We start from the raw sequence: 11,856 nt of genomic DNA, 5'->3' as shown, positions 1-11,856 counted from the left end.
TTCATCGAATCGAGACATTTTGTCGAGGTTCGAAGGGCGGGGAGGTCGGGGCCTTGCCTTGACTGGGGACAAGATCCTCTTTAGACTCTTGATCCCCTAAATTTGGCGGGAATTCGTTCCTGCCATTTTGCTTTTCTTGCAAGACAATAGCGTCGCAAGACAACAGTGGAGCTAGTAGATGGCAACTATCAACCAGCTGGTACGTCAGCCGCGTAAGCGTATCGTCGAGAAATCCGACGTACCTGCGCTGCAGAACTGCCCGCAACGTCGTGGCGTGTGCACCCGTGTGTACACCACTACGCCGAAAAAACCTAACTCGGCACTGCGTAAAGTATGCCGTGTGCGCCTGACCAACGGTTTCGAGGTTTCCTCGTACATCGGTGGTGAAGGTCACAACCTGCAAGAGCACAGCGTGGTACTGATCCGCGGCGGTCGTGTAAAAGACTTGCCAGGTGTTCGTTACCACACCGTTCGCGGCTCCTTGGATACTTCCGGCGTTAAAGGCCGTAACCAGGGTCGTTCGAAGTACGGTACCAAGCGTCCGAAGTAATCGGCCGTTTTGCAGATTTTCATTTTATTGAGTCGATAAGAGTAAGGTCGGGCACGCATCCATTGGATCTGTCCCGAGCTAACCTGAAGACCGCTTGAGGGCTTATCATGCCAAGACGTCGCGTAGCAGCAAAGCGTGAGATTCTGGACGATCCGAAATACGGAAGCCAGATCCTCGCCAAATTCATGAACCACGTTATGGAAAGCGGCAAGAAAGCCGTTGCCGAGCGTATCGTTTATGGTGCCCTGGAAACCGTTGCGACCCGTAAGGCTGGCACCGATCCCCTGGAACTCTTCGAAAAAGCACTCGACGCCATCGCTCCGCTGGTCGAAGTGAAGTCGCGCCGCGTTGGTGGTGCTACTTACCAGGTTCCGGTCGAGGTTCGTCCTTCCCGTCGTAACGCTCTGGCAATGCGCTGGTTGGTAGACTTCGCCCGTAAGCGTGGCGAGAAGTCTATGGCTCTGCGTTTGGCTGGCGAACTGCTGGATGCTGCTGAAGGTAAAGGTGCTGCTGTTAAGAAGCGTGAAGACGTGCACCGTATGGCTGAAGCCAACAAAGCTTTCTCGCACTACCGCTTCTAATTTTAGCTTCACTAATTTTGCGAGGGCTTTATGGCTCGTACTACTCCGATTAGCCGCTACCGTAACATCGGTATCGTCGCTCACGTGGATGCTGGTAAAACCACCACCACCGAGCGCGTCCTTTTTTACACCGGCAAAAGTCACAAAATGGGCGAGGTGCATGATGGCGCCGCGACCACAGACTGGATGGTGCAGGAGCAGGAGCGTGGTATTACCATTACTTCTGCTGCCATCACCGCTTTCTGGAAAGGTTCCGAGAAGCAGTACAAGGACGAGCACCGCTTCAACGTAATCGATACCCCGGGCCACGTTGACTTCACTATTGAAGTTGAGCGTTCCCTGCGCGTACTCGACGGCGCTGTCGTTGTGTTCTGCGGTACTTCGGGTGTTGAGCCTCAGTCGGAAACCGTATGGCGTCAAGCCAACAAATACGGCGTTCCACGTCTTGTTTACGTAAACAAGATGGACCGTGCTGGTGCCAACTTCCTGCGCGTGATCGGTCAGATCAAGCAGCGTCTGGGTCACACTCCGGTGCCGATCCAGTTGGCCATCGGTTCCGAAGACAACTTCCAGGGTCAGATCGATCTGATCAACATGCAAGCTGTCTACTGGAATGACTCTGACAAAGGTATGGTTCCTGTTCGCAAGGACATTCCTGCTGAGCTCCAAGAGCTGGCTGAAGAGTGGCGCAACAACATGGTTGAAGCTGCTGCTGAAGCCAACGAAGAGCTGATGAACAAGTACCTGGAAGGCGAAGAGCTGTCGATCGAAGAGATCAAAGCTGCTTTGCGTCAGCGTACTATCGCCGGCGAAATCGTTTTGGCCGTTTGCGGTTCTTCCTTCAAGAACAAGGGTGTTCCCCTGGTTCTCGACGCCGTTATCGACTTCCTGCCTGCACCGACCGACATTCCTGCGATCAAGGGTACTGACCCTGATAACGAGGAAATCGAGCTGGAGCGTCATGCAGACGATGCGGAGCCGTTCTCGGCTCTGGCGTTCAAGATCGCTACCGACCCATTCGTGGGTACCTTGACCTTCGTCCGTGTTTACTCGGGCGTGTTGAACTCCGGCGACGGCGTGATCAACTCGGTTAAAGGTAAAAAAGAGCGCGTGGGTCGTATGGTGCAAATGCACGCAAACGCCCGTGAAGAGATCAAGGAAGTACGCGCTGGTGACATCGCGGCCCTGATCGGTATGAAGGACGTCACCACTGGTGAGACCCTCTGCAACGCTGACAAGCCAATCATCCTGGTTCGCATGGACTTCCCGGAGCCGGTTATTTCGGTTGCCGTAGAGCCTAAGACCAAGGATGACCAGGAAAAAATGGGCATCGCTCTGGGCAAGCTTGCTCAGGAAGACCCGTCTTTCCGCGTTAAAACTGATGAAGAGACTGGTCAAACGATCATCTCCGGCATGGGCGAGCTGCACCTGGACATCCTGGTTGACCGGATGCGCCGTGAGTTCAACGTCGAAGCCAACATCGGCAAGCCTCAGGTTTCGTATCGTGAGCGCATCACGAAGAACTGTGAAATCGAAGGCAAGTTCGTTCGCCAGTCCGGCGGTCGTGGTCAGTTCGGCCACTGCTGGATCCGTTTTGCTCCTGCTGACGAAGGTCAGGAAGGTCTGCAATTCGTGAACGAAGTTGTAGGTGGTGTGGTTCCTAAGGAATACATCCCGGCTATCCAGAAGGGTATCGAAGAGCAGATGAAGAACGGCGTTGTTGCCGGCTATCCGCTGATCGGCCTGAAGGCTACCGTGTTCGATGGTTCTTACCACGACGTCGACTCCAACGAGATGGCGTTTAAAGTGGCTGCCTCCATGGCGACCAAGCAGCTGGCCCAGAAGGGCGGTGGTGAGTTGCTTGAGCCGATCATGGCTGTAGAGGTTGTTACGCCTGAAGACTATATGGGTGATGTAATGGGCGACCTTAACCGTCGTCGCGGCATGATCCAGGGTATGGAAGACACAGTGTCCGGCAAGGTTATCCGTGCCGAAGTTCCACTGGGTGAGATGTTCGGTTATGCGACCGACGTTCGTTCCATGTCCCAGGGTCGCGCAAGCTACTCTATGGAATTCAAAAAATACGATACGGCTCCGTCGCACATCGTCGAATCCGTAACCAAAAAACAAGGCTGATTCAGCCCCTTTAGGCTAGGAGTTAATTGTCGTGGCTAAAGAAAAATTTGATCGTTCCCTACCGCACGTCAACGTTGGCACCATCGGTCACGTTGACCACGGTAAAACCACTCTGACTGCTGCTCTGACTCGCGTTTGCTCCGAAGTTTTCGGTTCCGCAATCGTTGACTTCGACAAGATCGACAGCGCGCCAGAAGAAAAAGCTCGCGGTATCACCATCAATACCGCACACGTTGAGTACAACTCGAAGATCCGTCACTACGCTCACGTTGACTGCCCAGGTCACGCTGACTATGTGAAGAACATGATCACCGGTGCTGCTCAGATGGACGGCGCTATTCTGGTTTGCTCGGCCGCTGATGGTCCGATGCCGCAAACCCGTGAGCACATCCTGCTGTCCCGTCAGGTAGGCGTTCCGTACATCGTGGTTTTCCTGAACAAGGCTGACCTGGTAGACGACGCAGAGCTGCTGGAACTGGTTGAGATGGAAGTTCGTGACCTGCTGTCCACCTACGACTTCCCGGGCGATGACACTCCAATCATCATCGGTTCGGCTCGTATGGCTCTGGAAGGCAAAGACGACAACGAGATGGGCACCACTGCCGTCAAGAAACTGGTTGAGACTCTGGATGCTTACATCCCAGAACCAGTTCGTATGATCGACAAGCCATTCCTGATGCCAATCGAAGACGTATTCTCGATCTCGGGTCGCGGTACTGTTGTGACTGGTCGTATCGAGCGCGGTATCGTTCGCGTTCAGGATCCGCTGGAAATCGTTGGTCTGCGTGACACCACCGTTACTACTTGCACCGGTGTTGAAATGTTCCGCAAGCTGCTCGACGAAGGTCGTGCTGGCGAGAACTGCGGCGTTCTGCTGCGTGGTACCAAGCGTGACGACGTTGAACGTGGTCAGGTTCTGGTTAAGCCGGGTTCGGTTAAGCCGCACACCAAGTTCACCGCAGAAGTTTACGTTCTGAGCAAGGAAGAAGGCGGTCGTCACACTCCGTTCTTCAAAGGCTACCGTCCACAGTTCTACTTCCGTACTACTGACGTGACTGGTAACTGCGAGCTGCCAGAAGGCGTTGAAATGGTAATGCCAGGTGACAACATTCAGATGACTGTTACCCTGATCAAAACCATCGCGATGGAAGATGGTCTGCGTTTCGCCATCCGTGAAGGCGGTCGTACCGTCGGCGCTGGCGTCGTAGCCAAAATCATCGAGTAATTCTCTTTTTTAGAGTTTGCTTGATGCTTTGAAAAAGCCCCCGCTCAGCGGGGGCTTTTTTATTGGGTTGACACCTATCTGGGGCGTCTATAGAATTGCGCCTCCTTTTAACGGGCGTATTGCGCTCGGTGGGAATAGCAGCCGGAGTCTGAAATCCAATGCAAAATCAGCAAATCCGTATCAGGTTGAAGGCTTTCGACCATCGCCTGATCGACCAATCAACCCAGGAAATCGTGGAAACCGCGAAACGTACTGGTGCTCAAGTGCGTGGTCCAATTCCACTGCCTACCCGTAAAGAGCGGTTCACCGTTCTGGTTTCTCCGCACGTCAACAAAGACGCGCGCGACCAGTACGAAATCCGCACTCATAAGCGCGTTCTGGACATCGTCCAGCCAACGGATAAAACCGTTGATGCTCTTATGAAGCTTGATCTTGCGGCCGGTGTGGAAGTGCAGATCAGCCTCGGCTAAGACTCGGTCTTAGTCGTGTAACGCTCTGAAATGGGCGGCCATAGCGGGTGAAAGCCCCGTACACTCATGAGGTTTACAACATGACTATTGGTGTAGTCGGTCGTAAATGCGGTATGACCCGTATTTTCACCGAAGAAGGTGTCTCCATTCCGGTCACGGTCATTGAGATCGAGCCGAATCGCGTCACCCAGTTCAAAACTGAAGAGACCGATGGCTATCGTGCAGTGCAAGTCACTGTCGGCGAGCGTCGTGCTTCGCGTGTAACAGCAGCTCAGGCTGGCCACTTCGCTAAAGCGAACGTTGCCGCTGGTCGCACTACCATGGAATTCCGTCTTGAAGAAGGCGAGTACCAGGCTGGCGATCTGATCAACGCTGAAATCTTCGCCGCTGGTCAACTGGTTGATGTAACCGGTCAGTCCAAGGGTAAAGGCTTCCAGGGTACGATCAAGCGTTGGAATTTCCGCGGGCAAGATAACACCCACGGTAACTCCGTATCCCACCGCGTCCCAGGCTCTATCGGCCAGTGCCAGACTCCTGGTCGTGTATTCAAGGGCAAAAAAATGTCCGGTCATATGGGCGCTGAGCGCGTGACCGTGCAGTCCCTGGAAGTAGTGCGCGTGGACGCTGAACGCAATCTGTTGTTGGTCAAGGGTGCTGTTCCTGGCGCTACTGGCGGCAACCTGGTTGTACGTCCAGCAGCCAAGGCTCGCGGTTAAGGGGAAGCTGACATGCAATTAAATGTAAATGACGCTCAAGCGATCGAAGTTTCCGAACTGACATTTGGCGGCGAATTCAACGAGACGCTGGTTCACCAAGCAGTCGTGGCCTACATGGCCGGCGGCCGTCAAGGTACCAAGCAGCAGAAGACCCGTTCCGACGTTCGTGGTGGCGGTAAGCGCCCATGGCGTCAGAAAGGTACTGGCCGTGCTCGTGCCGGTACTATCCGTAGCCCAATCTGGCGTGGCGGCGGTACCACTTTTGCAGCACGTCCACAGGATCACTCCCAGAAGCTGAACAAGAAGATGTATCGCGCAGCAATGCGTTCCATCCTTGCTGAGCTGGTGCGTACTGATCGTCTGGTCGTGGTTCAGGATTTCGCTGTTGAAACTCCGAAAACCAAAGATCTGCTGGGCAAGCTGAACAACATGAGCCTGACCGACGTTTTGATCGTGTCGGACGCTGTTGATCAGAACCTGTACCTGGCTGCTCGTAACCTGCCGCACGTAGATGTACGTGACGTTCAAGGTTCCGATCCAGTTAGTCTGATCGCATACGACAAGGTGTTGATCACCGTGTCGGCCGTGAAGAAATTCGAGGAGCTGCTGGGATGAACCAGGAACGCGTATTTAAAGTTCTGCTTGGCCCGCACGTTTCCGAGAAGGCTACGGTTCTGGCAGACAAGAAAGGCCAGTTCGTTTTCAAGGTTGCTACTGACGCAACCAAGCTGGAAATCAAGAAGGCCGTCGAAAGCCTGTTCAGCGTGAAAGTAGAGCGCGTCACTACCCTGAATGTTCTGGGTAAGAGCAAGCGCACTGCTCGCGGTCTGGGCAAGCGTAATGACTGGAAGAAGGCAGTTATCTCCCTTCAGCCAGGCCAAGATCTCGATTTCAGCAGCAGTGCTGAGTAAGGAAGGGGTGCATCATGGCAATCGTTAAATGCAAACCGACTTCCCCTGGCCGCCGTTTTGTGGTCAAGGTGGTCAACCAGGAGCTGCATAAAGGCGCTCCTCACGCACCGCTGCTCGAGAAAAAATCGAAGACTGGTGGTCGTAACAACAATGGCCGTATTACCACGCGTCACATCGGTGGTGGTCATAAGCAGCATTATCGTATGGTCGATTTCCGTCGCAACGACAAAGATGGCATCGTCGCCACTGTCGAGCGTATCGAATACGATCCAAACCGTACTGCTCACATCGCACTGCTCTGCTACGCAGACGGCGAGCGCCGCTACATCATCGCCCCTAAAGGCGTGAGTGCTGGCGACCAGCTGATCGCAGGCGCTCTGGCTCCAATCAAGCCAGGCAACGCTCTGCAACTGCGCAACATTCCAGTCGGTTCTACCGTACACGGCATCGAACTGAAGCCAGGTAAAGGCGCGCAGATCGCTCGTTCCGCTGGTGCTTCGGCTCAGCTGATCGCTCGTGAAGGCGTTTACGTTACCCTGCGTCTGCGTTCCGGTGAAATGCGTAAAGTCCTGGCTGAATGCCGTGCGACCCTGGGCGAAGTCTCGAACTCCGAGCACAGCCTGCGTTCGTTGGGTAAAGCTGGTGCCAAGCGCTGGCGTGGCGTTCGCCCAACCGTTCGTGGTGTTGCCATGAACCCGGTTGACCACCCACATGGTGGTGGTGAAGGTCGTACCTCTGGTGGTCGTCATCCGGTATCGCCATGGGGCTTCCCGACTAAGGGCGCGAAGACTCGTGGTAATAAGCGTACCGACAAAATGATCGTCCGTCGTCGCAAGTAAATAGAGGGATACGACAGTGCCACGTTCTCTGAAAAAAGGTCCTTTTATTGATCTTCACCTACTGAAGAAGATCGAAGTGGCGGCGGAAAAGAACGATCGCAAACCAATTAAGACTTGGTCGCGTCGTTCGATGATCCTGCCACAAATGGTCGGTCTGACCATCGCAGTACACAACGGTCGTCAGCACGTCCCAGTTCTCGTTAACGAAGACATGGTCGGCCACAAACTGGGCGAGTTCGCCGGTACCCGCAACTATCGCGGGCACGTGGCTGACAAGAAAGCCAAGCGTTAAGGGGTTAGGAAATGGAAGTAGCCGCTAAGTTGTCGGGCGCTCGAATCTCCGCCCAGAAAGCCCGCTTGGTCGCCGACCAGATCCGCGGGAAGAAGGTGGGCGAAGCGCTCAACTTGTTGGCTTTCAGCAGTAAGAAAGCCGCCGAGATCATGAAGAAAGTGCTGGAGTCGGCCGTAGCCAACGCCGAGCATAACGAAGGCGCAGACGTTGATGACCTGAAGGTCAGCACCGTTTTCGTCAACGAAGGGCGTTCGCTGAAGCGCATCATGCCACGTGCCAAAGGCCGTGCTGATCGCATCGTCAAGCGGTCTTGCCATATCACTGTCAAGGTTGCTGACAAGTAACGGAGTCGAAGAGATGGGTCAGAAAGTACATCCCATTGGCATTCGCCTGGGAATCGTCAAGGAGCACACCTCCGTCTGGTACGCAGACGGTCGGACTTATGCGGACTACTTGTTCGCAGATCTGAAAGTGCGTGAGTATCTCCAAGACAAACTAAAAAGCGCGTCCGTAAGCCGTATCGATATCCATCGTCCGGCCCAAACTGCACGTATCACCATCCACACCGCTCGTCCAGGTATCGTTATCGGGAAGAAAGGTGAAGATGTTGAGAAACTGCGTCAGGACCTGACCAAGCAAATGGGTGTGCCTGTGCACATCAATATCGAAGAGATCCGCAAGCCGGAGCTCGACGGTATGCTGGTTGCGCAGAGCGTAGCTCAGCAGCTGGAGCGTCGTGTAATGTTCCGTCGCGCTATGAAGCGCGCAGTACAGAACGCCATGCGCATTGGTGCCAAGGGCATCAAAATCCAAGTGAGCGGTCGTCTCGGCGGTGCTGAAATCGCACGTACTGAATGGTATCGCGAAGGTCGTGTGCCATTGCACACCCTGCGTGCCGACATCGACTATGCCAACTACGAAGCTCACACCACTTACGGTGTGATCGGTGTAAAGGTTTGGATCTTCAAAGGCGAAGTAATTGGTGGTCGCCAAGAAGAGCTGAAACCACAAGCACCAGCGCCTCGTAAAAAAGCTGCTAAGTAAGGGGTACGCCAAATGTTGCAACCTAAGCGTACGAAGTTCCGCAAGCAGATGACAGGCCACAACCGTGGTCTGGCTCAGCGCGGTAGCAAAGTCAGCTTCGGCGAGTTCGCGCTGAAGTCTGTAGCTCGTGGTCGTCTCACCGCTCGTCAGATCGAGTCAGCGCGTCGTGCTCTGACCCGTCACGTTAAACGTGGCGGCAAGATCTGGATCCGTGTATTCCCGGACAAGCCTATTTCCAAAAAGCCCCTCGAAGTTCGTATGGGTAAAGGTAAGGGTAGTGTGGAGTACTGGGTTGCCCAGATTCAGCCAGGCAAAGTCCTGTATGAAATCGAGGGTGTTTCTGAAGAGCTGGCGCGTGAGGCTTTTGCCCTGGCTGCTGCAAAGCTGCCGCTCGCCACCGCCTTTGTTAAACGGACGGTGATGTGATGAAAGCGAATGAACTTCGTGAAAAATCCGCACAGCAGCTGAACGAGCAACTGCTCGGCTTGCTGCGCGACCAGTTCAATCTGCGTATGCAGAAAGCAACTGGCCAGTTGGGGCAGTCTCATCTGCTCTCGCAAGTTAAACGTGACATCGCTCGCGTGAAGACTGTGCTCAACCAGCAGGCAGGTAAGTGATCATGGCTGAAGCCGAAAAAACTGTCCGTACGCTGACTGGCCGTGTTGTCAGCGACAAGATGGACAAAACCATCACCGTACTGATCGAGCGTCGCGTAAAGCACCCGATCTACGGTAAATACGTTAAGCGTTCGACTAAGCTGCACGCGCACGACGAAACCAACCAGTGCCACATCGGCGACAAAGTCACTATTCGTGAAACTCGTCCTATGGCCAAGACCAAGTCTTGGGCGCTGGTTGATGTTCTCGAACGCGCTGTGGAAGTCTAAGGACTAGGGGTCGGAGAAATTATATGATTCAGACTCAATCCATGCTCGATGTGGCCGATAACAGCGGCGCTCGCCGTGTTATGTGCATCAAGGTGCTGGGTGGCTCCCATCGTCGTTACGCTGGTATCGGTGACATCATCAAAGTTACCGTGAAGGAAGCAATTCCTCGCGGTAAAGTGAAAAAAGGCCAAGTGATGACTGCTGTTGTAGTCCGCACTCGTCACGGCGTACGTCGTGCTGATGGCTCCATTATCCGCTTTGATGGCAACGCTGCTGTTCTTCTGAACAACAAGCAAGAGCCGATCGGCACCCGTATCTTTGGGCCAGTGACCCGTGAACTTCGTACTGAGAAGTTCATGAAGATCGTCTCGCTCGCCCCAGAAGTGCTGTAAGGAGATCCGACATGCAAAAGATTCGTCGTGACGACGAGATCATCGTGATCGCCGGCAAAGACAAAGGTAAGCGCGGTAAGGTGCTCAAGGTTCTTGCTAATAACCGTCTGGTTATCAGCGGTCTGAACCTGGTAAAGCGTCATACCAAGCCTAACCCGATGTCGGGCGTGCAAGGCGGTATCGTCGAAAAAGAAGCTCCACTGGACGCTTCTAACGTCGCCATTTTCAACGGCGAAACCAACAAGGCTGACCGCGTTGGTTTCAAAGTAGAAGACGGCAAGAAAATTCGTGTCTTCAAGTCGACCCAAAAAGCGGTTGATGCTTGAACACTGCTAGGTAGAAGACCATGGCACGACTAAAAGAGATTTACTGGAAGGAAATCGCACCGAAGCTTAAGGAAGAACTTAAGCTTTCGAACGTGATGGAAGTTCCACGCGTTACAAAAATCACCCTGAACATGGGTCTGGGCGAAGCTGTTGGTGACAAAAAAGTCATCGAGCACGCTGTTGCTGACCTGGAAAAGATCACCGGCCAAAAAGTCGTTGTGACCTACGCTCGTAAATCCATCGCTGGCTTTAAAGTCCGTGAAGGATGGCCGATCGGCGTCAAGGTGACTCTGCGCCGTGAGCGTATGTACGAGTTCCTGGATCGTCTGCTGTCGATCTCCCTGCCTCGGGTTCGCGACTTCCGCGGCCTGAATGCCAAGTCCTTCGATGGTCGTGGCAACTACAGCATGGGCGTGAAAGAGCAGATCATTTTCCCGGAAATCGACTACGACAAGATCGATGCTCTCCGCGGTCTGGACATTACCCTGACCACCACTGCCAAGAACGATGATGAAGGCCGCGCTCTGCTGCGTGCTTTCAAATTCCCGTTCCGCAACTGATTGGAGTAGGAAAATGGCCAAGAAGAGCATGAAAAACCGTGAGCTGAAGCGTCAGCTCACCGTTGCCAAGTACGCCACCAAGCGTGCAGCGCTGAAAGCTATCATCGTTGATCTGAACGCAAGTCCAGAAGCGCGTTGGGAAGCTACCGTAGCTCTGCAGAAGCAACCACGTGACGCAAGCGCTTCGCGCATGCGTAACCGTTGCCGCCTGACTGGTCGTCCGCACGGCGTTTACCGCAAGTTCGGCCTTGGCCGTAACAAGCTGCGTGAAGCTGCAATGCGTGGTGACGTACCAGGTCTGGTTAAAGCCAGCTGGTAATTGCTGTCAAAGTCTCGATGTTCGGGTTCGCAAGAACCTGGCCATCGGTGGCCTTGAATCTGAATCAAGCCCCTTTTGGGGCTTGATTCATTTCTGGGGTGTGTCTAGAATGACCGGCTCGCCTGAGCCCGTGTTTTTCATGCCCGGAAGTTCTCGGCGACAAGTAGTAGCCGCAAGGCTAATTTTTCTGTATTAGGAGCGTCTAGCCCATGAGTATGCAGGACCCGTTAGCGGACATGCTAACTCGAATCCGTAATGCCCAGATGGCTGAAAAGTCTGTCGTAAGCATGCCGTCTTCCACGCTGAAGGTGGCTGTAGCAAAAGTCCTGAAGGACGAAGGTTACATCGCGGATTTTCAGATCACCACCGACGCTAAGCCGTCGTTGTCCATCGAGCTGAAGTACTTCGAAGGCCGTCCGGTTATCGAAGAAGTGAAGCGCGTTAGTCGTCCAGGCCTGCGTCAGTACAAGTCCGTTGAAGATCTGCCGAAAGTTCGTGGCGGTCTTGGCGTGTCTATCGTCTCCACCAACAAAGGTGTGATGACGGATCGTGCTGCGCGCGCTGCCGGTGTCGGCGGCGAAGTTCTTTGCACTGTGTTCTAAGGGGGGA

At 54.1% G+C, this 11,856-nt stretch carries 20 protein-coding genes; all 20 read left to right on the top strand.

Going from position 1 to position 11,856, the window contains the following annotated elements; translation table 11 throughout:
* The first annotated feature begins 178 nt into the window (after positions 1–178).
* The 20 genes from rpsL to rpsH all read left to right on the top strand — a co-directional run bounded on the left by rpsL (position 179) and on the right by rpsH (position 11,849).
* Entirely contained in the window at positions 179–550 is a 372-nt protein-coding gene (gene rpsL, locus AB4N74_RS20720; protein ID WP_003186084.1) for a 30S ribosomal protein S12, read from the top strand.
* A gap of 107 nt (positions 551–657) precedes the next feature.
* Positions 658–1,131 carry a 30S ribosomal protein S7 gene (gene rpsG, locus AB4N74_RS20715; RefSeq protein ID WP_007916467.1) on the top strand — a complete coding sequence of 158 codons (474 nt, stop codon included), beginning with the start codon at positions 658–660 and terminating at the stop codon, positions 1,129–1,131.
* Positions 1,132–1,161: 30 nt separating this feature from the next.
* Complete coding sequence (fusA, locus tag AB4N74_RS20710) at positions 1,162–3,267, top strand: elongation factor G (RefSeq protein WP_016984188.1); 2,106 nt, start codon at positions 1,162–1,164, stop codon at positions 3,265–3,267.
* A gap of 31 nt (positions 3,268–3,298) precedes the next feature.
* Entirely contained in the window at positions 3,299–4,492 is a 1,194-nt protein-coding gene (gene tuf, locus AB4N74_RS20705) for an elongation factor Tu (protein ID WP_064361246.1), read from the top strand.
* Between the two features lie 158 nt (positions 4,493–4,650).
* On the top strand, positions 4,651–4,962 hold the full coding sequence (gene rpsJ, locus AB4N74_RS20700; RefSeq protein WP_003186070.1) for a 30S ribosomal protein S10: 312 nt from the start codon (positions 4,651–4,653) through the stop codon (positions 4,960–4,962).
* 80 nt (positions 4,963–5,042) lie between these two features.
* Positions 5,043–5,678 (top strand): 50S ribosomal protein L3, encoded by a 636-nt coding sequence (rplC, locus tag AB4N74_RS20695; RefSeq protein WP_003228738.1) that lies wholly within the window; start codon positions 5,043–5,045, stop codon positions 5,676–5,678.
* 12 nt (positions 5,679–5,690) lie between these two features.
* Positions 5,691–6,293 carry a 50S ribosomal protein L4 gene (rplD, locus tag AB4N74_RS20690; RefSeq protein ID WP_007918468.1) on the top strand — a complete coding sequence of 201 codons (603 nt, stop codon included), beginning with the start codon at positions 5,691–5,693 and terminating at the stop codon, positions 6,291–6,293.
* Complete coding sequence (gene rplW / locus AB4N74_RS20685; RefSeq protein ID WP_002555488.1) at positions 6,290–6,589, top strand: 50S ribosomal protein L23; 300 nt, start codon at positions 6,290–6,292, stop codon at positions 6,587–6,589. Before rplD ends, rplW begins: the two co-directional genes overlap by 4 nt.
* Before the next feature lie 14 nt (positions 6,590–6,603).
* The gene (gene rplB, locus AB4N74_RS20680) at positions 6,604–7,428 is read left to right on the top strand and encodes a 50S ribosomal protein L2 (RefSeq protein ID WP_003228734.1); all 825 of its coding nucleotides are present in this window, start codon (positions 6,604–6,606) and stop codon (positions 7,426–7,428) included.
* Positions 7,429–7,444: 16 nt separating this feature from the next.
* Positions 7,445–7,720 (top strand): 30S ribosomal protein S19, encoded by a 276-nt coding sequence (gene rpsS, locus AB4N74_RS20675; RefSeq protein ID WP_011336172.1) that lies wholly within the window; start codon positions 7,445–7,447, stop codon positions 7,718–7,720.
* Positions 7,721–7,731: 11 nt separating this feature from the next.
* Positions 7,732–8,064 (top strand): 50S ribosomal protein L22, encoded by a 333-nt coding sequence (gene rplV, locus AB4N74_RS20670; protein WP_003103908.1) that lies wholly within the window; start codon positions 7,732–7,734, stop codon positions 8,062–8,064.
* Positions 8,065–8,077: 13 nt separating this feature from the next.
* Positions 8,078–8,764: a 30S ribosomal protein S3 gene (gene rpsC / locus AB4N74_RS20665; protein WP_003176422.1), complete on the top strand. Its 687-nt coding sequence runs from the start codon at positions 8,078–8,080 to the stop codon at positions 8,762–8,764.
* 12 nt (positions 8,765–8,776) lie between these two features.
* On the top strand, positions 8,777–9,190 hold the full coding sequence (rplP, locus tag AB4N74_RS20660; RefSeq protein ID WP_007896757.1) for a 50S ribosomal protein L16: 414 nt from the start codon (positions 8,777–8,779) through the stop codon (positions 9,188–9,190).
* Positions 9,190–9,381: a 50S ribosomal protein L29 gene (gene rpmC, locus AB4N74_RS20655; RefSeq protein ID WP_002555481.1), complete on the top strand. Its 192-nt coding sequence runs from the start codon at positions 9,190–9,192 to the stop codon at positions 9,379–9,381. The genes rplP and rpmC overlap by 1 nt, the downstream gene beginning before the upstream one ends.
* A 2-nt stretch (positions 9,382–9,383) precedes the next feature.
* Positions 9,384–9,650 carry a 30S ribosomal protein S17 gene (rpsQ, locus tag AB4N74_RS20650; RefSeq protein WP_003194644.1) on the top strand — a complete coding sequence of 89 codons (267 nt, stop codon included), beginning with the start codon at positions 9,384–9,386 and terminating at the stop codon, positions 9,648–9,650.
* 23 nt (positions 9,651–9,673) lie between these two features.
* Entirely contained in the window at positions 9,674–10,042 is a 369-nt protein-coding gene (gene rplN / locus AB4N74_RS20645) for a 50S ribosomal protein L14 (RefSeq protein WP_002555479.1), read from the top strand.
* An 11-nt stretch (positions 10,043–10,053) separates the two neighbouring features.
* Positions 10,054–10,368: a 50S ribosomal protein L24 gene (gene rplX / locus AB4N74_RS20640; protein ID WP_008081905.1), complete on the top strand. Its 315-nt coding sequence runs from the start codon at positions 10,054–10,056 to the stop codon at positions 10,366–10,368.
* A 20-nt stretch (positions 10,369–10,388) separates the two neighbouring features.
* Positions 10,389–10,928 carry a 50S ribosomal protein L5 gene (rplE, locus tag AB4N74_RS20635; RefSeq protein ID WP_003176415.1) on the top strand — a complete coding sequence of 180 codons (540 nt, stop codon included), beginning with the start codon at positions 10,389–10,391 and terminating at the stop codon, positions 10,926–10,928.
* 13 nt (positions 10,929–10,941) lie between these two features.
* Positions 10,942–11,247 (top strand): 30S ribosomal protein S14, encoded by a 306-nt coding sequence (gene rpsN, locus AB4N74_RS20630; protein WP_003228726.1) that lies wholly within the window; start codon positions 10,942–10,944, stop codon positions 11,245–11,247.
* Between the two features lie 209 nt (positions 11,248–11,456).
* Complete coding sequence (gene rpsH, locus AB4N74_RS20625) at positions 11,457–11,849, top strand: 30S ribosomal protein S8 (RefSeq protein WP_007918458.1); 393 nt, start codon at positions 11,457–11,459, stop codon at positions 11,847–11,849.
* The last annotated feature ends 7 nt before the right edge of the window (positions 11,850–11,856 follow it).

This window comes from Pseudomonas sp. H3_C08 (genome assembly GCF_054669455.1).
Note: the sequence above shows the minus strand (reverse complement) of the source record. Positions and strands in the feature narration are given on the sequence as shown.